The organism is Weizmannia acidilactici (assembly GCF_008974185.1).
Classification (GTDB): domain Bacteria; phylum Bacillota; class Bacilli; order Bacillales; family Bacillaceae_C; genus Weizmannia; species Weizmannia acidilactici.
The window spans coordinates 15,278-38,576 of record NZ_BKZP01000009.1; the positions used below are offsets into that span (position 1 = coordinate 15,278).

Sequence of the window (23,299 nt, forward strand, 5' to 3'; positions counted from 1 at the left end):
AAATCCTCCTTTGTAATTTTTTTGGACTAGTATTCAACACGACTTGTAAAAATTCCTGCATCGATGAGAAAATTTTCTGCTTCTTTTAGGGGCGGGGCATTTTCTTTTGGAAGCCGTTTTGGAAATCGGCGGAAAGACTTCGGAAATCGGCGGTGAGGTCCAAGAAATCAGCGGAAACATTGGAAAAATCGGCGGAGAGAATGTAAAAATCAGCGGTTCGTTTCAAACTGATACAAAAGTAGTCATTCAAGAGGGGGAGAGCACCATGAATAGAACCCGGATACTGGAGAAGTTAACATAACATCGACATTCCGAAAAAAATCAGTGAAAAAGGTTTGGAAATCGGCGGTGGGGTCCAAGAAATCAGCGGAAACATTGGAAAAATCGGCGGAAATCTCAAAAGAATCAGTGTGTCCTCATAAATATACACCCGGTGGTATCCGTGTATACTAGATAAAAAGCGCAACCTATCAGGATCGCGCCTTTTGCCTCACCTAAAAAATTTAAATGACGTCCAGATCCTAAATCGCAGGCGGACACGAACCCTCACCGAAAGTACCGGCTCGGGCAAATGCAATGCCAAATACGAAATTGTGTATTGGTCTTGTACTACTCCTATTCCCGGGATGCAGTGCCATCCTATGGTAACTATTCTCACGCCCGTTTTCTTAACTCAGCCGTGGCGGGAACAACTGAAACATTCCCGTATTTGGTCACTGACAGTTCACCGAGCCGGCCGTAGTTTCCGAGTTTTGCATGGGGATCGGCATGGAGCCGGAGCTTTTTCGATAAACAACCGGCTGTCACTTCAAGAAAAATGTCGACTACCTGCTGCTGCGCAAGCCAGTCTTCCAAAAGCCGGGCATCAACCGCGGCAATAAACCCGATTTTTCTTTCCGGCGGCATCAACCGGACGACAGCCGGGAACTGCCTTTCTTCTTTCGTTGTGCGGTTTTGTAAAATCACCGCAATACCGGCATCTTTTTTCGACTTGGGCGGCAAGTAACCGATCTGGCCGAACCCTTTTAAAGACAGGGAGCGGGAGCAAAAGTCCGCCTTAAGCAGCTCCGCTTTTTCCGGCATTAAATGTTTCGGCACCGGCATCGTGGCGGGCAGCAGATGGTCAAACGCATGCTTCCCTTTCAAATGGCGGAAATCAAATACATGACTGCCGCGCTTATTCATCTTCACCGGAAGATAGCCGCGGGACGCAGAACCGGTTGCGGCAAACTCAAATGCCATATGATTGCGCAGGAAAAAATAACGCGCCCGCACGAGTTCGGGTTCCGGCACATAGGCGAAAGCCCGCTCATCAATATGCTGCAGATAGCTGTTTACAAGCGGGAAAAAGCGGCGGCGGGAATGTGGCAAATACCGGTAAAAGTTAGCCGCATACCGCGTAAAATCAAGAACCGCGCGGATATCTTTAATATAGCGGTGCCCAAGCAGGCCGTGTTCCAGCAAAAACCGGTCAATTTCCTGGTGGATGAAAACGCGGTCTTTCACGGCCCTGAACATAAAATTTTTCTGCGTAATTGACAAATTGCGCAAACGCTCGCGCTTCCGCCAATAATAATGCGTATCGCAATTGATAAACACTTTTTCCGCCAAATACAGGCAGCAGGTGATAAAATGGACGTCTTCAAAGCGGCGCCCTTCGAGAAACTGCAGCTTATTGCGCATTAAAAATTCCTTTTTAAAAATTTTATTGGCCGGCCCTAAATTATGGATGAGATTTTTTGTTTCATATAAATTGGTCAGCCGGTTTTCCTGAAAAAGGCTGAGCAGTTTGAACGTATACACCGGCCATTTCTGTTTCGAATTAAATTTTAAAATATTGGTCACGACCATATCGGGATCATGCCGGCGGATATATTGAAGCGAGCTTTCGTAAAAATTCGGGTCAATCGTATCATCCGGATCCAAAAAATGGATGTAGTCGCCCCCGGCAAGCGCCAATCCCTTATTCCGGGGGCCGCCCGGTGCGCCGCTGTGCTTCTGGCGGATGATCCGCAGCTGCGGGAGGCGCTCCGCCCACTTTTCCAGCACTCTCCAGCTTCCGTCCCTTGAGCCGTCATCGACTGCAATGATCTCGTATGCCGGGTATGTCTGGCGGGCAAGGCTGTCCATGCATGCGTCCAAATAGGCTTTGACATTATAAACAGGCAGTATGGTGCTGATTTTCACAAAACATCCTCCATAAACTTGATATCGTTTCTAGTATGTTCAATCCTCTTGAAAATGAAACCGGCCGTGCTTTTGTTGCAATTGAGAATGATTTTCGATAGAATATACGGGAAATCACCATGGCAGGAGTAGATGAAGATGTTTCGTTTACATAGAAAAGATCTGATTGAAGTCTGGGAAGATATTGTTTCCATTAAAGAGTTGGTTATCGCTCTGATTGTGAATAGTTTCACAACTATGGGCGGTTATTTTTTGGCGCCAAACGACCCGCCGAAACCGCTGTTATTCGGCCTGATCGGCGCAATGATCGGATTTTCCCTTTGTACCATCCTCATCAGGCCAAAACGGATTTTTGAAGAGGAAGAAAGAGGGGAATAAATATGGATATCGCATTAATCGCACAAATGGCTGCGGCCGCCGTGCTTGCAGCTGTCATCTATACCGTCATCGGCATTGTACCGGGAACGGACGAAACCGCGGTGCTTGTGCCGATTACATTGGTCCTCGTGCTGACAGGCGTCCAGCCGGTTGTTGTACTTGCTTTCTTTATTTCGGCGGTTGTCGCCAATAATTTGATGGACTCGATTCCGGCCGCGGTCGCAGGCATTCCGGGTGGCGTCATGACAAGCCCGCTTGTCGACCATGCGCTCGCTTTGAAAAAACACGGGCTCGCCAATCTCAGCATCCGCAAAATGGCCGCCGGGTCTTTCTTGGGTGTTCTTGTCAGCGTCCCGGTCAGCCTGCTGCTTGCAAAAAGCCTGATCCCGTTTGCCAGTGCCATAAAAGAATACGCCAACCCGTTATTCCTGGCAGGCGCTGTGCTCCTTTCGCTCATGAGCAAAAACAGATGGCTTGCGCTTGCTTCGATTTTACCGTTTTCGCTGCTGATCGAAGGCCTTCGCTATTTGTACTGGGGAACCGGCGCCGTGCCAAAAGACACGACGGTATCAATTTCTTTCTTTTTAGGCATTACGATCGGTCCGGTTATCCTCACCCTTTTTGAACTGTTGAACCGGGATAAAAGGGAAAGCCTGAAACGTTTTGAAGCGAAAAAAATTGTGCTGAAGAATAACAGTTACGAAAGAAAACAGTTAAATCCGTTTCATGTGATGGACAAACGGGAATGGGCCACGGGAATGCTCGCTTCTGTCATCGGTTGCTTTACGTTCATTTTAAGCCCTGTCGGCGTGACGACGTTTTTAGGGGAACTGTTTGCAAGCCGGATAAAAGATCCGGTAAAAAAAGCTTCGGTTGCCATTGTCGGCATGAACGGGCTCGCGAACGCCACTTATATTTCAGGCGCGCTCATTCCGCTGATCGCCCTTGGCATTCCGCTTTCGCCTGTCGCCATCGGGCCGGCCAACGCGCTGTTTAACGCGCCGCCTGTTTTTACGCTGAAACACAATATGCACCACATTTTATCGGGCGGAGATTTTGTCTGGGCTACGATCATTGGCGCGGGTATCGGCATTGTCATCACGTATTTTATTGCGATAAAATATGCCCAGCCGATCTGTGCGTTTGTGTTTAAAAAAGTGCCGCACGAAGCGATTCTTGGGCTGTTTTTCGGCCTTGTCCTTCTGCTTGCGTACATGGACGCGGGCTGGATGAACGTTTTTGGTGTATTATTGATAGGGATTATAAGTGGCACCCTTCACCGCTGGGGCGTCAATTACGGTATTATGTTTATGACGTTGTATTCGGCGCCATGGCTCGTAACGCTGTTCCATTGATGAATTGGGCAAAGAAATTTTTTTATGAGGATAGCTGTTCAATGAATTTCATGGCGCGCACGTTACGCTGACAGAGCGTGCAAAGCAATGGCTCTTTTTATGGACGTAAAAGAAATGATCGCTGCAAGACGCAGGTCTATGGATCGGTAAAAAATTTTACATGTCTTTCGCGAATTGATGACAGACAAGCTCAAGCGATCCGCGGTTTCTTAAAGAGAAAATTTTTCCGCGAACGGCGCAATTACAGGTGTTCACAATCCAAGAGAAGACTTTTTGAAATGACGAAAATACCATTTTCAGGCGCCCGCAGTTGTATGGCAAAAATTTTTCAAGCAAGAGGGAAAGCGAGGGGTTACAATGATAAAAATTCCCGGCAAAACAGCAACCGGGACAGCACACGGAAAATTGATTTTGGCCGGGGAGCATTCCGTCGTTTATGGAAAACCGGCGATCGCGCTTCCGTTCCATCTCGTGCAGGTGGAAGCGAACGTCATCCGGAAATCGGGCCCGCTCTCCATTGACTGCTTGTATTACACGGGGGCAATGGACGAAGCGCCGCCGAAAATGATGGGCATTACCGCCTGTGCAAAAGAAACATTAAAAACGTTAAACGAGCCGGCTGAAAATCTTGTGATCAAACTGGAATCCACCGTTCCGATCGGGCGCGGCCTCGGTTCCAGCGCAGCGGTTGCGGTTGCGGTCGTGCGCGGGTTGTACGCATTTTTTGGCAGGAAACTGTCTGAAGCCGAATTGGAGCGGCTCGTGCAAATTGCCGAAAACTTCGCTCACGGCAATCCGAGCGGCATTGACATGATGACAGTCATCAACGACCACCCGATCTGGTTTGAAAAAGGGAAACCGGTCCGCCCGATGCCGGTCTCCCTGCGGTTTTATTTGGTCGTTGCCGATTCCGGGCGGATCCACGATACATCTTTGGCCGTAAAAAGCATCAGGGAAAAACGGCAATATGAACCTGAAATGGTCAACAAGGCAATTGGGCGGCTCGGGAAAATTGTATACGAAGTAAAAGAAGCGTTGGATGCAAAAGACGGGTTCAGGCTCGGGCAGCTGTTGAATGAAGCACAGGCGCAGCTTTCCGCTTTGGGGGTAAGCGATGCGGGGCTTGACGATTTGACCGGTGCGGCTCGGGCGGCCGGCGCGCTTGGAGCAAAACTGACCGGCGCGGGCCGGGGCGGCTGCATAATTGCACTCGCCGAAACCCGGGAAAAGGCGGAAACGGTTGCTGCAGCCCTGCAAAGAGCCGGCGCTATAAAGACGTGGTATTTTTCACTGGAAGGACGATGAGGGATGGAAGCAACGGCAAGGGCCCATACGAATATTGCCCTGATTAAATACTGGGGAAAACGGGACGAGAAACTTTTCCTCCCGATGAACAGCAGCCTTTCCATTACATTGGACAAGTTTTACACGACGACAAAAGTGGTGTTTGACCCGGCCCTTAAAGCAGACCGATTTTTTCTGAACGGAAAGCCGGCCGGAGCAGCGGAAACGGCAAAAATTTCCCGGTTTATGGATAAAATCAGGGATTTTGCGGGCGCAAAATGGTACGCGGTGATCGAGTCGGAAAACGAAGTTCCGACCGCGGCCGGTCTTGCTTCTTCCGCATCCGGCATGGCGGCACTCGCGGCTGCTGCGGTAAAAGCATTGGGCCTTCAGGTCGACGGCCGCACACTGTCGAAGCTTGCGCGCCAAGGTTCCGGTTCCGCCTGCCGCAGCATTTACGGAGGTTTTGTCGAGTGGCAAAAAGGCGAAAAAGCGGACGGCTCCGATTCGTACGCCGTCCCGCTCCTCGGCAGAGACGACTGGGAACTCAGCATTTTGTCCTGTCTCCTCGAGTCCAAACAGAAAAAAATTTCGAGCAGGGAAGGGATGAAACGGACGGTGGAAACTTCCCCGTTTTATGCAGGCTGGCTCGAAACGGTGGAAAAAGACTTGGCCGCCGCAAAATCCGCGATTGCCCGGCGCGATTTTGCATTGCTCGGGCGTATCCTCGAAGCCAACGCCCTGAAAATGCATGCGACAACGCTCGGGGCCGACCCGCCGTTTTTATACTGGCAAAGTGCCACCCTTGATGTCATGCGGGAAGTGGAACTTTTGCGCGAACGTGGGATCGAAGCGTATTTTACGATTGATGCCGGCCCGAATGTAAAAGTCTTGTGCGGGCGGAAAGATGAAGAAGCGGTGCGCGAAACCCTCGCGGCAATCCCGGGTGTCCAGCGTGTTTTCATCTGCCACCCGGGCCCGGGGGTCAGTTACGGGCCGTATTGATGTTAGATTTACAGAGGCACCGGCGTTTTTTATTCCGCAACAAAGTTTAGGCCTGGAGCAGTGACGGCCGTTTTGATATTAAGTTTGCGGATGTCCGGCAAAGTTAAGGCCGGGAGTTGGTGCGGGCGGGTCCGTTTCGGCTATTGCCCCTTTTTTGAATGGGCCATCCCGGGATCAATTGTGCACAGCAAAAAGTAATGGTAGTTATTTTATTCCAACAGATAGAGATGATAGGTATGCATTTTCAAGTCAAGGCGCCGGGCAAGCTGATGATCGCCGGCGAATACGCGGTCATCGAGCCCGGCTGTCCTGCGATCGTTTCGGCGGTTGACCGTTACATCACAATAGATGTAAAAGAAAGCACAGAGAATCTTTTCTCTTTGCCTCAGCTTGGCATCACGCACGCTGCCTGGCGTTGGGAAGGCGGAGCGGTGCGGTTTGACTGTGAAGATCCAAAGCTTCGTTTTATTCAAAATGCCCTCGCCGTCTTTCACCGGCTGCTTGAAGAAAAATCGATTGCCCTCCGCTCCCTCCATTTGACGGTGACGAGCGAACTGGATGACGCTGCGACCGGGCAAAAATACGGGCTTGGCTCCAGCGCGGCGGTTCTGGCTGCCGTTTTTTCTGCGCTGCTGCATATATATGAGAGACTTCCGGAAACGAAAGAAACGATTTTTAAACTGGCCAGCATCGCCCACTTAAAAACGCAGGGAAACGGGTCGGGCGCTGACATTGCAGCTTCCGTGTACGGCGGGTGGATCAAATACACGGCATTCCGCCCGGATTGGATTTTTTCCGAATTGGAAAAAGGCCGGATCAGCAGACTTTTGGACGAACCTTGGCCGTATTTGTCGATTGAAAGGCTCGATCTTCCGCAGGGTTTGCAGTTTTGCGCCGGGTGGGCCGGAAAATCGGCAGCAACCGGCCTGATGGTGGAAAGGATCGGCCGTTTGAAGAAAACTTCACTGGAAAAATACAAAGCATTTTTGGAAGAAAGCACGACAGTGGTCGAAAAACTTGCGGAAAGCTTTGCGCGGCAGGATCCGGCGGGGGCACTGGCCAGCATTGCACGAAACCGCCGTGCGCTGCAAAAACTCGGTGCATACGCCGATACGGACATTGAAACGGAGAAGCTGAAGCAGCTCGCTGATATCGCAGACCGCTTTGGCGCCGGCAAATCATCGGGTGCAGGCGGCGGGGACTGCGGCATTGCGTTTGTGGACGGAGAAGAGAAAACCGCTGCCTTACATGCAGCTTGGGAGAAGGCAGGAATTGTGCCGCTTCCATTGCAGGTTTCCACCCAGGGCGTGTCCGTCATTGAATGAAAAAATCCGCGAAATGGCCGCGGATTTTTTCGCTTTTGGGGGAATCCCGTAGAAAAAGATTTTGAGCACGCGAACGATTTTACAAAGTGAAAAGAAAAATCAGCTGTGCGTTTTTAATCGGTACAAAAAGAGTCATTCAAGAGGGTGGAACCTCGAAAAAGGCATTCGTTGGCCAATAGAGTTAACATAACACAGCCTTCTTGGAGCATAATCGGCGAAAAAGCTTCCATAATCAGCGGGTGGGATTAAAAAATCAGCGGAAACATCGGAAAAATCGGCGGAAAGGATGAAAAAATCAGCTGTGCGTTTTAAATGCGAGTCTCCTTTTTCCAAGGAGAAAGGAAAGGTCAATGGAACCTGCTCGGAAACCAGCGAAACTCGATAAAAATCCCTGACTGCTTCGCGAAGCATGCCCAATCATTTGCTTCTTCGTTTTTCATTTGAAATAATGGAAAAAAACGAAAGGAGATGGGTAGCCGATGAAAGTACTTGTCGTCGGTGCAAACGGGCAGATCGGGAAAATCCTTGTTGATCTGCTGCAAAAGAGCGGAAAGCATACGCCGCGCGCCATGGTGCGGAAAGAAGAACAGGTTGAGTTTTTCCAACAAAAAGGTGTGGAAACCATTTTGGCGGATCTTGAAGGGACAGTGGATGAAATTGCAGAAGCGGCTACCGGCTGCGATGCGGTCGTGTTCACTGCCGGATCGGGCGGGCATACCGGAGCGGACAAAACGCTGCTTGTCGATTTGGACGGCGCCGTCAAAACGATGGAAGCAGCGGAACAGACAGGAATTGACCGCTTCATCATCGTGAGTGCACTGCAGGCGCATCACCGCGAAAACTGGAATGAAGCAATCAAGCCGTATTATGTGGCGAAACATTATGCGGACCGCGTGCTGCAGGCGAGCAAGTTGGATTACACGATCATCCGGCCGGGTGGTTTGCTGAATGAACCGGGCACCGGAAAAGTCGAGGCATCAGAAAATTTAAAACGCGGTACGATCCCGCGCGAAGACGTGGCGCGAACGATTTTGGCAAGCCTCGATGAACCGAACACATACCGGAAAGCATTCGACCTTGTTTCCGGGGACACACCGATTGAAGCAGAGTTAAAAAGCATATAAAAAGAGCCGGGCATTCCGACTGCGGCAAAAGGTGCTTTTCCAAAGGCCCTTTTGCTTGAAAAAGGTATTCAGCACCCCCTTCTAGGCCCATTAGAGGAAAATATTCGTCTCGAAACGGTTGTTAGAATCTCTCTCAGGATCGTTAGAGGGAAATTTCTCCGTGAAAATGATCCTTAGAAGTTTTGTTACGACCGTTAGAGCAAAAATTCCCCGATGAAACGGTTCTGAGAAGCTTTGTCAGGACCGTTTCATCAAAATTTCCCCCTGAAAGTGGTTCTGATGCGGACTTTAAGCCCGTTTTCAATCATTTTTGCTCTAATTAGTCTAGTGTTGCTTTAAAGAAAATTTTGCCGGAATTTCAGCCATAAAGAGGTCTTTAAATCCGGGCATTCCAAAAGCCTGTGAACTGGATTTTGGAATGCCCCTTTTTTCCTCATGCAAAAGCTTTTTCCAGCCTGGACAATCCTTCCATCAGCGTTTCACGCGGGCAGGCGATATTGATTCGCACAAACCCTTCTCCGCCGGGGCCGAATTTTCTGCCAATCTCAACGCCGAGTTTGGCTTTTTTCCAGAGGCGATCCTTCAATTCATCCTCGCTCAGCCCGAATGCGCGGCAGTCCAGCCACATCAAATAAGTCCCTTCCGTTTCCATCACTTTGATCTGCGGCAGGCGTTCCGCGATAAACCGCGCTGCTGTATCGATGTTTTCCTTTAAATAAACGAGCAGGGCATCGAGCCATTCGCCACCGTATCGATAAGCCGCTTCCATGCCGACAATCCCGAACGTATTTAGGGCCGATGTGCCGTTCACCGCCTGGACATCTTTGAATTTTTTACGCAGCTCCGGATTCGGAATGATCACAGCGGAAGCTTTTAGCCCGGCCAGGTTGAATGTTTTTGTCGGCGCCACGCAAGTGATCGTCATGTCCCGGTATGTTTCTCCCAGCGCAGCGACCGGCGTATGTACATGCGGCGGGTACACAAGATCGGAGTGGATTTCATCGGATAAAAACAGGCAGTTATACTGTGCGCAAAGATCGGCCATTTTGGCGAGCTCTTCTTTCGTCCAGACGCGCCCGCCCGGATTGTGCGGGTTGCAGCTCAAAAACAGTTTTGCCCCCTCTTTCAGGCGCGTTTCAAACTGCTCCCAATCAATTTCGAAGCAGTTATCAACGAGCTTGAGCTGCGCGTTAGCGACCACGCGCCCGTTTTTTTCAACCATACGGAAAAACGGATGGTACACAGGGGATTGCAGCAGCACTTTGTCGCCCGGTTCGGTAAACGCCTGGATCGCCGTGCTGATCGCAGGAACAATGCCGGTACAGTACGCAATCCATGCCGGATGGATTTCCCAGTTGTGCCGTTTTTTCAGCCATGCCTGAATGGCTTCCCCGGTGGAATCCGGGATGAACGTATAACCGAGGATTTCGTGCTCAATCCTTTTTTTAATTGCTTCTGCCACCTCATGCGGCGGATTGAAATCCATATCGGCCACCCACATCGGCAGCACATCTTCCTGACCGAAAACCTGTTTCACCTGCTCCCACTTGACGGAAGCAGTATTTTCTCTATTGATGACAGTATCAAAGTCAAACACAGCCATTTGATCACCATCCTGAAATTTGATTTCTTTTCATTTTACCATACGGAGGAGGATGAATACTCATTTTTGAATGGCAGGGATATAATGAAAGACAAGTATCCCAATATGCTTGTATGGAAAAGCAGCTCTACCATCTGTCAAAATGAAAAGATCTCGCGCAGAAACAGGCGGAAGAGTTCGGCCGGTTCAATGCCGTGGTGTTCAAAGACGGAGCCGTTTCAAGCAGGGAAAAAGAAATCCTCGCAGTGGCCGTGGCCCATGCGACAGAGTGCCCGTACTGCACGATATCCATACGAAAAAAGTGAAAGCGGCAGGCGTGGGCTTGGAAGAATTGGCGGAAGCGGCTTTTGATGCTGCGGCACTTGAAGTGGGGGCGCGGTTGCCCACAGTGTCCATATGCAGCTTGCCCTCATTGAAGATGTCGATGATATGATCTATAAAAAATCGAATACAAAGAAACTCGCAAACATGAACCGCTTTGCAAAAGACGGATTCGAAGCGTACCATTCCGTCAACAGCACAACCATGAAAGCCGACAAACTGCCCGCTCGTAAAAGTACGGATTGCCGTTGCTCAGAGTGCCTTTACTGCATTGACGCTCACGCCAAAGCGGCGCAAAAATCGGGCGCAACAGAAGAATAGCTGGCAGAGACAATCCTCATTGCTGGCGCGCTGGCAGCTGGCGGAGCCTGCATGCATATCGCCAATATGATTGATGTATAAAAAGCGGTGAGCGGCTGCCAATGGCATAAGTCCACCGCTTTTTTGCGGGCATTTGAAATTCGCCTGAGAAAAATAAAAATCCGGTTAAATTCCAAAAATCTACATAGACAAGACAGCGAAAATTTGTGATATTGATAGTATGAATTTTTTTACAAAACAGGAGTGGACAAAATGAGAGCAATTTTGACGGTAATCGGCAAAGACAACATCGGCATCATTGCCGGTGTGAGCACGCAGCTGGCGGAGATGAAAATCAATATTCTCGATGTCAGCCAAACAATCATGAGCGGCTATTTTACGATGATGATGATGCTGGATTTGTCGAATGCGCAAGCAAGTTTTGACGAAATTAAAAAAGCCCTTGCGAAAAAAGGAGAAGCATTGCAGGTACAGATCAAAATCCAGCGCGAAGAAATTTTCCAATCGATGCACAGCCTGTAAAAAGTGAGGGATGACACAAACAATGGAAACAAAGCAAATACTTGAAACGATCCGCATGATTGAAGAAGAAAAACTCGATATCCGCACGATTACGATGGGCATTTCGCTCCTCGACTGCATCGACGCGGACGGGGAAAAAGCGCGCCGGAACATTTACGATAAAATTACGACATTGGCTGAAAATCTTGTCCAGGTTGGGGAAGATATAGAGTCGGAATACGGGATCCCGATTATCAATAAACGCATTTCGGTCACGCCGATTTCGCTGATTGCCGGTGCAACGGATGAAAAAGATTATGTCGCTTTTGCCAAAACGCTCGATGCGGCGGCGAAAAAAGTCGGCGTCAATTTTATCGGCGGATTCTCGGCACTGGTGCAAAAAGGTTACCATAAAGGCGATAAAATTTTGATCGATTCGATCCCCGAGGCTCTGGCCGAAACGGAACGCGTCTGCGCATCGGTCAATGTCGGCTCGACACGTTCGGGCATTAATATGGACGCGGTCCGCGACATGGGCAAGATCATTAAAAGAACGGCTGAACTGACCGCGGATTCGCAGGGGCTCGGCTGCGCGAAACTAGTGGTGTTTGCGAATGCGGTGGAAGACAATCCGTTCATGGCCGGCGCTTTCCACGGGGTCGGCGAGGCAGATGTTGCGATCAACGTCGGCGTGAGTGGCCCGGGTGTCGTGAAGCGCGCCCTCGAAAAAGTAAAAGGGAAGCCGTTTGATGTCGTGGCGGAAACGGTGAAGAAAACAGCGTTTAAAATTACGCGCATGGGCCAGCTCGTCGGCATGGAAGCGTCGAAACGGCTCGGCGTCCCGTTCGGCATTGTGGACTTGTCGCTTGCCCCGACCCCGGCTGTCGGCGATTCCGTTGCGCATATTTTGGAAGAAATGGGCCTTGAATCGGTCGGTACGCACGGGACTACGGCGGCGCTCGCGTTATTGAACGATGCCGTGAAAAAAGGCGGCGTCATGGCGTGCGGCCATGTCGGCGGGCTTAGCGGTGCGTTCATCCCGGTTTCCGAAGACGCCGGCATGATCGATGCGGTTAACCGCGGCGCTTTGAATCTCGAGAAACTTGAAGCGATGACTGCGATCTGCTCGGTTGGGCTCGATATGATCGCAATCCCGGGCGACGTTCCGGCCGAAACGATTTCGGCGATGATCGCAGACGAAGCTGCAATTGGTGTCATCAACAATAAAACGACAGCGGTCCGGATCATTCCAGCACCGGGCACAAACGTCGGTGACCGCGTCGAATTCGGCGGCCTGCTCGGCCATGCGCCGGTAATGGGCGTCCATTCCTTGTCATCAGCGGACTTCATTGCCCGCGGCGGCAGAATCCCGGCCCCGATTCACTCATTTAAAAACTGAGCGCTTGAAAAAGCACCACCAAAATAGAAAAGGCGTTGAGACACTCCGCTATTTGTGTTTCAACGCTTTTTTTGCAAGCTATATGTTGTATGCACGGAAAATACAAAATTACTTTTTCAGTGGCCCCTTTCTTTTTCATATACGGCGGCCTAAAACCGGGATGAAATGGCGATCACTAGATCGAGTGGAAACAAAATTGTGCAATGGACAAGAAGAACTAAGTACACAACAGGTTATATGGAATGTTATGTTGTTAATAACCGCCATATAGATTCATTTGCCCAAACATGACTCAAGCCTTCCAAAAAAAACAGACCGGAATGCCAATGGAATTTTTACAAACAGGATAGAAATAACAGGAGGCTATTTTTTATTTGACAGCTCTCCATACTCTGTTATAATGAAATCAAATGGTACCGGTTTCATTTTAAAGATGGATGGTAAATAACATGAGGGGAAAAGAAGCGAAAGTTACGATTTACGATGTAGCAAAGAAGGCCGGCGTGTCGAAATCGACCGTTTCAAGATATTTAGGCGGCCGGTTTCATGAATTGTCACCGAAAACCCGGCAAAAAATCAAGCAGGTGATCGATGAACTCCAATACCGCCCGAATAATTTGGCGAGAGGGCTGAAAAATAGCCGCAGCTACTTGATTGGCGCGCTGGTTGCCGATATTACCAACCCGTATACAACGGCGATTTTAAGGGGGGCTGAGGATGTCTGCAAGCAGCATGGCTACAGTTTGCTGATTTGCAACTCTGATAACCGGCCGGCAAAAGAACGCGAGTATATCTCCATGCTGCAGTCCCATAAGATTGACGGGCTGCTGATTCAAACAACGGGAGGAAACAGCGATTTTTTGGAAAGCTTGTCGGAAAACGGCAAAACCCCGATTGTCCTGGTTGACCGTAAAATTCCTGAGCTGCCGTTTGATACCGTTGAAATTGATAACCGTGGGGCCGTGATGCAGGCTGTGTCCTATCTGATAAAGAAAAATTACAAAAGAATCGGCTATTTTACAGAGCCGGTTGCACATGTCAGCCCGCGGCGCGAACGGTATACAGGATTTCAGGAGGCTTTGCGGCTGGCTGGCCCTGATCATCCGAGCCTGGAAGACTTGTTTGAAGTGGACCTCAAGGACGAAAGCCAATTGGAGAAAAAGCTCAATGGTTTTTTGTCCCGCACCAGCCAGGAACCAAGGGCCATCATTGCCGGAAACAGTGTCATCGCGTTAAAAATCATTATCAAACTGAAAGAGCAGGGCTATAAGATTCCTGGCGATACCGGTTTTCTGAGCTTTGACAATCCGGAGTGGGCAGCTGCCGTATTTTCAGGTATTACTACCATTGAACAGCCGACTTATCAAATTGGCAAAACAGTAATGGAGCTTATTTTAAAACGGCTGGCGGACGACGAATCGCCGGCCCAGACGATCTCTTACCAGACGCGTTTGATTGAAAGGGGATCTGCCCCGGGGAGATAACTTCCCCCTAAGGAAAAGTGAGACCGGTTTCACCTAAAAAGAAGCGACGATACAGGCTGAAACCCTGCGGGATAGCTTGAAAAGATGCCAACATGGGATTGGTCAGAAAAGAAGTGGCAGCTTTCCCCTGTAATGGTATCGGTCCCATTAAAAGAAAAAGAGAGCTCCCGGAAAGAAGCATCCAAAACGACAAAAACGATAGATACAGTAAAAGAAAAAATCCAAAAAACATCTTAACATCGCACGCTCTAAAGCTATAAAATACAGGTCCGGCACAAAAAATGGTACCGGTCCCAATCCATAAACGAAATCTGGTTCCAACAAATAAGAAAAGAGGAAACACCAATGGCCCATTTATTTGTCACCATGAATGCATTTCAGGATACTGCCATTTTTTCTTACCCGGTGTTATTCGCCGCCATCCGCGAGGCCGGATGTGACGGGGTAGAAATCCGGAGGGAGCTGCTTGAAGATCCGGCTTCTCTTTTACCCGCAGTGAAAGGCATGCTCGATGAGGCGGGGCTGATCCCATACTATTCTTGCCCGGTTTCTTTATTTGGAGAGGATCATCAAGTTATCGACGTAACGCCTTATGGGCAGGAGGCTGTGGAGCTCGGGGCAAAGCTCATCAAATTTTCATTGGGCAACTACCGGAAGGGCCTGTCCGATATGGATGCGCTTGCCGAGGCTGCCGCCCGTTTTTCGGGTGCCGGCATCCTGCTGGCCATTGAGAATGATCAAACCGCCCTCGGGGGAAAAGCAGAGCGGCTCGCGCCATTTTTTGCGGCATGCCGCAGCAAGGCCATTCCGGTACGTTTTACCTGTGATATCGGAAACTGGGCTTATACAGGGGAAGATGCTGAAGAGGCCGCCGCTGCTTTAAAAAACGAAGTGGTATACATTCACGTGAAAGAAGTGGTGGAAACGCCATCCGGTTACGAAACGATCCCAATTGGCCGAAACGGCAGGCAAAAATGGAAACGGTTGCTGCGCCTCCTGCCGAAAGATGTTGCGATTGCGCTGGAATTTCCGATTACAAACGATTTGAAAGATTATATTGAACTGCTGAAAGAAGAGGTGTTTGCAAATGAAAGTGTGTGATGTGCTGACATTCGGAGAAGCGATGGGCATGTTTATTGCGGAAGAACCCGGCCACCCCGCATCGGTCCGGCACTTTACAAAAGAACTGGCAGGGGCGGAAACAAATGTGGCAATCGGGCTTTCGCGCCTCGGGTACCGGGTGCTGTGGCTGAGCAAAGTCGGAACAGACCCGCTTGGCGATTATATCATCCAGGAACTGCAGCGTGAAAAAGTGGATACTTCCTTGATTAAAAGAGACGAAGAAAACTTGACGGGATTTCAATTGAAAGAAAAAGTATCGGAAGGCGATCCGGGTGTTTATTACTACCGTAAAAACTCAGCCGCAAGCCGGATGGGGATCAAAGATTTTCCCGAACTCGAAGAAATGCATGCCAAACATTATCACTTAACGGGCATCCCGCTCGCCCTCTCCCCGTCCGTCCGGGAACTGAGCGAAGCACTCATACAAAAAGCAAAAAAAGAAGGCAGCACCGTTTCGTTTGATCCGAATTTGCGCCCTTCCATGTGGAAAGACGAAAAAACAATGTCGGAAACGATTCAAAGATATGCCTGCCAGGCCGACATTATTTTTCCAGGCATCAAAGAAGGAAAAATTTTGACCGGCTATCAAGCGCCTGAAGATATCGCGAAATATTATCTCGAATGCGGTGCCAAAATGGTGTTTGTCAAACTCGGGGCAAAAGGCGCCTATGTGGCAACGAAAAAGAAAGCGCATACCGTACCGGGCGTCCCGGTTTCCAAAGTTGTTGATACGGTCGGTGCCGGAGACGGATTTGCCGCCGGTGTGTTAAGTGGCCTGTTCGACGGTTTAACAGCATTTGAAGCAGCGGAAAGAGGGAATGCAATTGGCGCTTTGCAAACCATGTCTTCCGGGGATAAAAACGGGCTTCCGGCCCGGGAAGAACTGTTGGCATTTATGAACGGGCATTCGGTGAAAAACGGTTAAATCCACAAAGAGGAGTGTTTTGGAATGGAAAAGTCGTTGAAAAATGTCGCAAGCAAGAAGAGATTTTTGCATCTGGTTCCAATCGCTTTCATTACCTACAGCCTTGCCTATTTTGACCGGGCAAATTACAGCTTTGGCGCAGCGGGCGGAATGGCACAGGATTTAAATATCACAACAGGTGTTGCCTCCTTTTTATCAGCATTATTTTTTCTCGGTTACTTCTTCTTCCAAGTTCCGGGCGCGGCGTATGCAGAAAAAAGAAGTGCCAAGAAGCTCGTATTTGTCAGCCTGATTCTCTGGGGCCTGCTTGCATCTGCAACCGGTCTGGTCCATAACGTTGCATGGCTGTACCCGATCCGGTTCTTCCTTGGTGTTGTAGAATCTGCCGTTATGCCGGCAATGCTCGTCTTTTTGAGCAACTGGTTTTTAAAGGAAGAGCGTTCCCGTGCCAACACCTTCTTAATTTTGGGCAATCCTGTCACCGTTTTATGGATGTCCATAGTTTCCGGTTATTTGATAAAGGCGCTTGACTGGAGGGGAATGTTTATTGTGGAAGGGATTCCGGCCGTCATTTGGGCATTTTTCTGGTGGAAGCTGGTTGAAAATAAGCCGGAAGAAGCAAAGTGGCTGACAGATGAGGAAAAGAAAAACATTGCATTTGAGATGAAAGAAGAACAAAAAGGGATGATTGCGATAGCGGGATATAAAGAAATGTTCCGCAACAAGACGGTGCTTATTCTCGCGATCCAGTATTTTGCATGGAGCATTGGGGTTTACGGATTTGTCATGTGGCTGCCGTCGATGATAAAAGCGGCCTCCCATATGGATATTGTAGCAACGGGCTGGTTGTCTGCCGCTCCTTACTTATTGGCGACAATCGGCATGATCGCTGTTTCCTATTTTTCCGATAAAACGTTAAACCGCAAAACATTTGTCTGGGTATCGCTTTTGATTGGCACCATTGCTTTCTACGGTTCTTATTTGATCGGTTCATCCAATTTCTGGTTCTCTTACGCGCTGCTTGTCATTGCGGGAGGCGCCATGTATGCGCCATACGGGCCGTTTTTCGCAATTATGCCGGAAATTTTGCCGAAAAATGTATCCGGAAGTGCCAATGCCTTTATCAATAGCATGGGTGCTTTAGGCTCTTTTGTTGGCGCATACATTGTCGGGTTTTTAAACGGGGCAACGGGCAGCACGCAGGCATCTTTTATCTTTATGGCGGTTTCGCTCCTTGTCTCGGTTCTGTTAACCTTGACGGTCCGCACAAAAAAGCAGGCGTCTCCTCTGGCGCCGGAAAATCTTGAAGCAAAGGCGGTTTTAAAATGAAGATTCAACTGGCATTAGACCGTTTCACGATCCAGGAAGCGATCGAAATTGCAGCAAAAGCGGAAAAAGCGATAGAATGGATTGAAGTCGGCACATCGTTAATTAAAGAATTCGGCGTCAAAAGCATTTATGACATAAAAAACCGGTTTCCGGACAAAACGGTGGTCGCCGATATCAAGACGTTCGACAATGCAAAGTACGAATTTGAACTTTGTTTTCGGGCGGGAGCCGACATTGCGACTGTGATGGGGGCGGCTCCCCCTGTCACGCTCCGTACATGTATGGATACGGCCGGGCAGTTTGGCAGGCAAGTGATGGTTGACCTTTTGAATACGCAGGCGCATCAACAGGCGGAGATTGCCCGTTTGGAAAACATCATCGTCTGCCAGCATATCAGCAAGGACCAGCAGGAAGAAGGCGGAGGCGGAACCTGGGGGCGCCGTGCAGCATCGCGCAGCCAGCAGCTTGCGGTGGCCGGGGGCATTTCACTGGAAAATTTGGCTGCTGTCCGCGCCCTTCAGCCGGATGTGCTCATTGTTGGTTCGGCAATCAGCAAGGCAAGTGACCCTTTGCTTGCGGCAAGAAAGATAAAAGAAACTTGGGAGGCATTGAAATGAATCGGGAAATAGAAGTCATTTTAAATGAAATTCAAACGGTATTTTCAAAAATAGACGGGGAACAAGTGGAAAAGCTTGCGGATATGCTTGCCTCTCCGAAAAGCATTTTCGTATTGGGCGAGGGGCGTTCAGGGCTGATGGCCAAGTCTTTTGCGATGCGGCTCATGCATCTTGGTTTCCATGTGTTTGTCGTCGGCGAGACGATCACCCCTTCCATTCAGCCGGGAGATTTATTGATTGCCGTCTCTGGTTCCGGCACGACTTCCAATGTTGTGCAAGCGGCGGAAAAAGCGAAAAAGAATGGGGTATCTGTTGTGGGCGTGACTTCTGATCCGTCTTCGAGGCTTGCGGAAACTTCGGATAGCGTGGTCCATATTCCGTCTGCCACGAAATACCGGAGGCCGGGAGAAATTGAAAGCAGGCAGCCGCTCAGCTCATTGTTCGACCAGTCCGTCCATCTGTTTTTTGACGCGGTTTGCCTGAAAATTGCCGGACAGCAGAAATCGGGGGATGAAGCGGCGTTGAGCCGGCACAGCAATCTGGAATAAGAGATGGAAGAGCGCAAATGCGAACGGGCCCGAGCAAGCAACGGGATTTGGCTATCCGGTTTCTGAATAAGGCAAAATGGTAATGAAACACAGGAAAAAACAGCAGATATGGCTTTTCCTTATCCCGCTGGATACGGGGCCGGAGCCGGACCATTCCGTTTGCGGATCGGCTTGCAGTATCGTTGAAAGGATATACCGCGGACGAACAATCGATCCGCGGTTTTCCATTTTTTATCCTGCACATTTACGCCGGCTGATATCATCCTTTTTCCCGGCGTTATTTATTTTGCCGTAATAGGTGCCGGTTGATCTTTATTCCTTCGCTGGCGCCGCATTCAATGCAGCACGGGCGCCGGTATCACTCACTCTTCTTCCCGCATTTGCAGCGCCCGGTTGGCGTTCCGGACATCGTTGTTCAGCAACTGGCTTAAGTTGTAGGCCTGGTACATGCCATGTTCATGCATATAGTTGAATACGCGCGCATGCCAGTCGATCGCGCTGTTTAAATGGCGGATGAGCACATTTCGCAAAGCCGGCGTTGCGGTTTCCGTAATCGCAATCGCATAATTTCTAACCGCAGATTTCGAAGCGCTCAGCAGCTCGCCGGCCTGGAACCCCGTGCCGGTCTGCCGCTCTTCATCTTCCAACATTTCCTCTTCGCGCGGCGCCTGCGGATAAAATTGCAGCAAATCCCGGATATTTTTCTCCAGCGCCTGCACAGAAAAAGTATACAGTTCGCGGAGCCTATCATCCGTCACATTGTTCAAAGAAGATTTGCACTGGATCAGGCAAATCGTTTGCGATGCAACCAGCTCGTGAATTTCCAATGTTTCATGCCAGGCCAATGTTTTCGGCATTGGCGGATCCCTCCTTTTACTCCTCACACTAACCCATTTGTATTCGCAAAGCCACAGCATGTGCCTGTATTACCAGAAGCCGAAATATTTTTACATTTCCCCGTGATTTGCTATGATATGGATGAAAATGACATGAAAGGCGGAGTGAAAAATGGAAAAACAAACAAGGCTCGGCAAAACAGACTTGTACGTCAATCCGATCGGGCTTGGCACAAACGCGGTCGGCGGCCATAACATCCATCCAAATCTGAACGATGAAACCGGGAAAGAAGTGGTGCGCACCGCGATCGACCACGGCATCAACTTCCTTGACACCGCATTTATTTACGGTCCGGAGCGGTCGGAAGAATTGATCGGTGAAGTGCTTAAGGAAAAAGGCTGCCGCGATCAAGTTGTGCTCGCCACTAAAGGCGCGCATAAATTCGTGCACGGAAAAGTCGTGTTCGATAACTCACCGGCATTTTTAAAAGCCGCGGTGGAAAGCAGCCTGAAACGCCTGCAAACTGATTACATTGATTTGTTTTATATCCATTTTCCGGACGAAAATACGCCGAAAGATGAAGCGGTCGGCGCCTTGAAAGAACTGAAAGACCAAGGGAAAATCCGTGCAATCGGCGTGTCCAACTTTACGATCGGGCAATTGAAAGAAGCGAACAAAGATGGCTATGTCGATGTGCTGCAATCCGAGTACAATTTATTGAAACGCCAGGCGGAAAAAGATTTGCTCCCGTATACCGCTGAAAACGGCATCTCGTTTATCCCGTATTTCCCGCTTGCTTCGGGCATTCTGGCCGGCAAATACACGAAAGATACAAAATTTGAAGGCAGCCGTGCGAAAAATCCGTTGTACCAGGGCGAAACGTTTATCCGCAATTTGGAAAAAGTCGACAAGCTCCGCGCGATTGCCGAAGAAAAAGGTGCGGACGTTGCCCATGTCGTGCTTGCCTGGTATCTCGCGCAAGATTCCATTGACGCGGTCATTCCGGGTGCAAAAAGGCCGGAGCAGGTGGTAGACAATCTGAAAACATTGGAAGTTGATCTCACGGCGGAAGATGTCCAAAACATCAGCGAGATTTTCAAATGATTTCACGGTGAAAAAGTAGTTTACCGTTGATGGCTTCATTTTCCTGGCATATACTTAAAATTAGAAACGTTAAAGGAGTTGGGAACAATGGGCGTTATGGATCTGATCAAATCACGCCGTTCCATCGGGGTTACGGCTGAAAAAGATGTGCCCGATGAAGTGGTTAAAACATTGCTCGAAGCGGCCACGTGGGCGCCGAACCATAAAAAAACGGAACCGTGGAAATTCCGCGTGTTTAAAGGCGAAGGCCGCGTTAAACTCGGTGAAGAAATGGCGCGCATCACAGCGTCGAAAACGGAAGGCTTAAGCGAAGAAGAAGTGGCGAAAAAGATAGAAAAAGCGCGGAAAGGGCCGCTGCGGGCGCCGGTTGTCATTGCGGTTGCCGTCAGCCCGTCCGGAAAAGTGCCGGAAATTGAAGAAATTGTCGCAACCGGCTGCGCGATCCAAAACCTGCTGCTCACAGCAACCGAACTGGGTTTGGCGACCATCGTCAGAACCGGCGAGATCGCTCACGAACCGGAATTGAAAGAATATCTTGCCCTTGAACCGGCAGATAAAGTTGCCGGGCTCGTATATGTCGGCTATCCGAAAAAAGAAATGGATATCAAAGCGCAACGTACACCTGCAGAAGAAAAAACAAAGTGGTTTGACTAAACCTCTATGCCGGCTCCCGCCCAAGGCCGGTTTTTTGTTTATTTGCCGCATTAAAAACTTCGGGTTCAAACACGGGGGCAAGCGGCCGCTGGATGTTGCCGGACAAAACTGGAGCAGGTTCAAACAGGGCGGCCGGCACACGAATAAAAGACGGCCCGGGGGTAGACGGGCAGTTGGTTGCCTGAAGCGAGGGCGGACACTCGGCAAATTTTTGCTGTCTGCCGCGAAAGAAAAAACAAAAGTTTTGTTTGCCAAATTTTTTGTGTATTCTAAAAAGAAGGCTGGAAAATCGCTGAATTTTTGCATCCTTTCAGAAAGCGCATTCGCCGCAATGGCGGGCAAAGGGGATTGCCGTTCGTTATGTTATAATCATGAAGTCGGCATTTTTTTTCAGATGGGACACAATGGTGTACATATAAAGGAGTTGATCGGTATGGGAGAAACCTCAAATGAACAAGCATTGGAACGCGGGCTGAAAAACCGCCACATTCAATTAATTGCGATCGGGGGCGCCATCGGGACAGGACTGTTTCTCGGTTCGGGGAACTCGATCCATTTTGCCGGGCCGTCTATTATGCTTGTTTATCTCATTATTGGCGTGGCCCTTTTCTTTATGATGCGGGCGCTCGGTGAATTATTGATGTACAAGCCGACTACAGGCTCATTCACGCACTTTGCCGAAACGTTTATCGGCCCGTGGGCAGGTTTTATTACTGGCTGGACATATTGGTTTTGCTGGATTGTGACCGGCATTGCCGAAATTACAGCGGTCGGTGTGTATGTAAAATTTTGGGCGCCCCATGTGCCGCAGTGGGTCTCGGCCCTAGTTTGCGTCGCTGTGCTCTTTCTCATCAATATCGCAACCGTAAAAGCGTTCGGCGAGATTGAATTTTGGTTTGCCATCATTAAAGTCGTTACAATTATTGCGTTGATTATAATCGGGATTGTGCTTGTGCTCGCCGGATTTAAAAGCAACGGAACACATGCTTCATTTGCCAACTTGTGGCAGCACGGCGGCTTTTTCCCGAACGGATCGAGGGGCTTCCTGCTCGCATTTGAAATGGCTATATTTTCTTTCGTCGGGATTGAACTGGTCGGCGTGACGGCCGGGGAAGCGGAAGATCCGTCGAAAACGCTGCCGCGGGCCATTAACCAAATTCCACTGCGGATTTTGCTGTTTTATGTCGGGGCACTTTTCGTAATTATGTCGATTTATCCCTGGGATCGCGTCAATCCGAATGCGAGCCCGTTCGTCAAAGTGTTTGCTGATATCGGCGTACCGGCTGCAGCAGGCATTATCAATTTTGTCGTTTTGACTTCGGCTGCCTCTTCATGCAACAGCGGCATATTCAGCACAAGCCGCATGCTGTACACCTTGGCGGATGAGGGGAAGGCACCGAAAATGTTTAAGCGGCTGAACAACCGCAACGTGCCTGCGCCCGCCCTGCTCGGTTCGACAGCTGTCCTGCTCGTCGGGGTTCTGCTCAACTATTTATTGCCTGACAAAGTATTTACGCTTGTGACGAGTATCGCGACAATCTGTTTTATATGGGTATGGGGCGTCATTTTGATTGCCCATCTGCGTTTCCGGAAATATATGCCGGAAGAAGCGGCAAAAATCACGTTTAAAATGCCGCTCGCGCCATTGATCAACTGGATTGTGCTTGCCTTTTTTGTTTTTGTCCTAGTCGTTCTCGGTTTTGCGGAAGATACGCGCGTCGCTTTGTTTGTCACGCCAGTATGGTTCATTCTTCTCGCCATCGCCTATGGGCTGATGCGGAAAAAGTAAAAGCTTTTAAAAAACCCGTTGGAAAATGGTTTTTCCAAACGGGTTTTTTTGGTATCAAAATGAGATGCCATTTTTAAAAGAGGCAGC

The 23,299-nt window shown here is 49.5% G+C and carries 25 protein-coding genes; 21 read left to right on the plus strand and 4 right to left on the minus strand.

Features of this window, described 5'->3' with window-relative positions:
• The first annotated feature begins 106 nt into the window (after positions 1-106).
• Entirely contained in the window at positions 107-301 is a 195-nt protein-coding gene (locus BpJC4_RS05615; protein ID WP_151679896.1) for a hypothetical protein, read from the plus strand.
• A gap of 353 nt (positions 302-654) precedes the next feature.
• Here BpJC4_RS05615 and BpJC4_RS05620 read toward each other — a convergent pair whose 3' ends face one another.
• On the minus strand, positions 655-2,187 hold the full coding sequence (locus BpJC4_RS05620; RefSeq protein WP_151697624.1) for a glycosyltransferase family 2 protein: 1,533 nt from the start codon (positions 2,185-2,187) through the stop codon (positions 655-657).
• 138 nt (positions 2,188-2,325) lie between these two features.
• On the opposite strand from BpJC4_RS05620, the gene BpJC4_RS05625 reads away from it, so the two are divergent.
• The 5 genes from BpJC4_RS05625 (at position 2,326) to BpJC4_RS05645 (ending at position 7,534) form a co-directional block, all read left to right on the plus strand.
• Positions 2,326-2,565, plus strand: coding sequence for a hypothetical protein (locus BpJC4_RS05625; protein ID WP_151679898.1), 240 nt, complete (start codon positions 2,326-2,328; stop codon positions 2,563-2,565).
• 2 nt (positions 2,566-2,567) lie between these two features.
• Positions 2,568-3,920: a tripartite tricarboxylate transporter permease gene (locus BpJC4_RS05630; protein WP_151697625.1), complete on the plus strand. Its 1,353-nt coding sequence runs from the start codon at positions 2,568-2,570 to the stop codon at positions 3,918-3,920.
• 357 nt (positions 3,921-4,277) lie between these two features.
• Complete coding sequence (gene mvk, locus BpJC4_RS05635) at positions 4,278-5,225, plus strand: mevalonate kinase (RefSeq protein WP_151679900.1); 948 nt, start codon at positions 4,278-4,280, stop codon at positions 5,223-5,225.
• 3 nt (positions 5,226-5,228) lie between these two features.
• Positions 5,229-6,209: a diphosphomevalonate decarboxylase gene (gene mvaD / locus BpJC4_RS05640; protein WP_151679901.1), complete on the plus strand. Its 981-nt coding sequence runs from the start codon at positions 5,229-5,231 to the stop codon at positions 6,207-6,209.
• A 236-nt stretch (positions 6,210-6,445) separates the two neighbouring features.
• A complete protein-coding gene (locus tag BpJC4_RS05645) occupies positions 6,446-7,534 on the plus strand; it encodes a phosphomevalonate kinase (protein WP_253724292.1) in 1,089 nt (362 codons plus the stop codon).
• A 132-nt stretch (positions 7,535-7,666) separates the two neighbouring features.
• On the opposite strand, the gene BpJC4_RS05650 is transcribed toward BpJC4_RS05645, so the two are convergent.
• The gene (locus tag BpJC4_RS05650) at positions 7,667-7,951 is read right to left on the minus strand and encodes a hypothetical protein (RefSeq protein WP_151679903.1); all 285 of its coding nucleotides are present in this window, start codon (positions 7,949-7,951) and stop codon (positions 7,667-7,669) included.
• Between the two features lie 62 nt (positions 7,952-8,013).
• Here BpJC4_RS05650 and BpJC4_RS05655 point away from each other — a divergent pair, with 62 nt between their 5' ends.
• Entirely contained in the window at positions 8,014-8,658 is a 645-nt protein-coding gene (locus BpJC4_RS05655) for an SDR family oxidoreductase (RefSeq protein WP_151679904.1), read from the plus strand.
• A 433-nt stretch (positions 8,659-9,091) separates the two neighbouring features.
• Here BpJC4_RS05655 and BpJC4_RS05660 read toward each other — a convergent pair whose 3' ends face one another.
• Positions 9,092-10,261: a MalY/PatB family protein gene (locus BpJC4_RS05660; protein WP_151697626.1), complete on the minus strand. Its 1,170-nt coding sequence runs from the start codon at positions 10,259-10,261 to the stop codon at positions 9,092-9,094.
• Positions 10,262-10,458: 197 nt separating this feature from the next.
• Between BpJC4_RS05660 and BpJC4_RS16495 the strand changes: the two genes are divergently transcribed.
• From BpJC4_RS16495 to hxlB, 11 genes are all read left to right on the plus strand, one after another.
• Entirely contained in the window at positions 10,459-10,566 is a 108-nt protein-coding gene (locus BpJC4_RS16495; protein WP_253693489.1) for a carboxymuconolactone decarboxylase family protein, read from the plus strand.
• A gap of 124 nt (positions 10,567-10,690) precedes the next feature.
• On the plus strand, positions 10,691-10,903 hold the full coding sequence (locus BpJC4_RS16500) for a carboxymuconolactone decarboxylase family protein (RefSeq protein ID WP_253693473.1): 213 nt from the start codon (positions 10,691-10,693) through the stop codon (positions 10,901-10,903).
• Between the two features lie 252 nt (positions 10,904-11,155).
• Positions 11,156-11,425, plus strand: coding sequence for an ACT domain-containing protein (locus BpJC4_RS05670; protein WP_151679906.1), 270 nt, complete (start codon positions 11,156-11,158; stop codon positions 11,423-11,425).
• Positions 11,426-11,447: 22 nt separating this feature from the next.
• Positions 11,448-12,803, plus strand: a complete 1,356-nt coding sequence (locus BpJC4_RS05675; protein WP_151697627.1) for a PFL family protein — start codon at positions 11,448-11,450, stop codon at positions 12,801-12,803.
• Between the two features lie 449 nt (positions 12,804-13,252).
• Entirely contained in the window at positions 13,253-14,287 is a 1,035-nt protein-coding gene (locus tag BpJC4_RS05680) for a LacI family DNA-binding transcriptional regulator (protein WP_061565037.1), read from the plus strand.
• An 84-nt stretch (positions 14,288-14,371) separates the two neighbouring features.
• Positions 14,372-14,524: a hypothetical protein gene (locus tag BpJC4_RS16085; protein ID WP_172967519.1), complete on the plus strand. Its 153-nt coding sequence runs from the start codon at positions 14,372-14,374 to the stop codon at positions 14,522-14,524.
• Positions 14,525-14,632: 108 nt separating this feature from the next.
• Positions 14,633-15,388 carry a sugar phosphate isomerase/epimerase family protein gene (locus tag BpJC4_RS05685; RefSeq protein ID WP_151697628.1) on the plus strand — a complete coding sequence of 252 codons (756 nt, stop codon included), beginning with the start codon at positions 14,633-14,635 and terminating at the stop codon, positions 15,386-15,388.
• Positions 15,375-16,334 carry a sugar kinase gene (locus BpJC4_RS05690; RefSeq protein ID WP_151697629.1) on the plus strand — a complete coding sequence of 320 codons (960 nt, stop codon included), beginning with the start codon at positions 15,375-15,377 and terminating at the stop codon, positions 16,332-16,334. The genes BpJC4_RS05685 and BpJC4_RS05690 overlap by 14 nt, the downstream gene beginning before the upstream one ends.
• Before the next feature lie 24 nt (positions 16,335-16,358).
• A complete protein-coding gene (locus tag BpJC4_RS05695; protein WP_151697630.1) occupies positions 16,359-17,663 on the plus strand; it encodes an MFS transporter in 1,305 nt (434 codons plus the stop codon).
• A complete protein-coding gene (gene hxlA, locus BpJC4_RS05700) occupies positions 17,660-18,280 on the plus strand; it encodes a 3-hexulose-6-phosphate synthase (RefSeq protein ID WP_151697631.1) in 621 nt (206 codons plus the stop codon). The genes BpJC4_RS05695 and hxlA overlap by 4 nt, the downstream gene beginning before the upstream one ends.
• Positions 18,277-18,828 (plus strand): 6-phospho-3-hexuloisomerase, encoded by a 552-nt coding sequence (gene hxlB, locus BpJC4_RS05705; RefSeq protein ID WP_151697632.1) that lies wholly within the window; start codon positions 18,277-18,279, stop codon positions 18,826-18,828. Before hxlA ends, hxlB begins: the two co-directional genes overlap by 4 nt.
• A 362-nt stretch (positions 18,829-19,190) precedes the next feature.
• Here hxlB and BpJC4_RS05715 read toward each other — a convergent pair whose 3' ends face one another.
• On the minus strand, positions 19,191-19,685 hold the full coding sequence (locus tag BpJC4_RS05715; RefSeq protein WP_151679908.1) for a spore coat protein: 495 nt from the start codon (positions 19,683-19,685) through the stop codon (positions 19,191-19,193).
• A gap of 151 nt (positions 19,686-19,836) precedes the next feature.
• On the opposite strand from BpJC4_RS05715, the gene BpJC4_RS05720 reads away from it, so the two are divergent.
• The 3 genes from BpJC4_RS05720 (at position 19,837) to BpJC4_RS05730 (ending at position 23,212) form a co-directional block, all read left to right on the plus strand.
• Positions 19,837-20,769, plus strand: coding sequence for an aldo/keto reductase (locus tag BpJC4_RS05720; RefSeq protein WP_151679909.1), 933 nt, complete (start codon positions 19,837-19,839; stop codon positions 20,767-20,769).
• Positions 20,770-20,856: 87 nt separating this feature from the next.
• Positions 20,857-21,423, plus strand: coding sequence for a nitroreductase family protein (locus BpJC4_RS05725; protein WP_151679910.1), 567 nt, complete (start codon positions 20,857-20,859; stop codon positions 21,421-21,423).
• Between the two features lie 433 nt (positions 21,424-21,856).
• Positions 21,857-23,212 (plus strand): amino acid permease, encoded by a 1,356-nt coding sequence (locus BpJC4_RS05730; protein WP_151697633.1) that lies wholly within the window; start codon positions 21,857-21,859, stop codon positions 23,210-23,212.
• Positions 23,213-23,299 lie beyond the last annotated feature (87 nt).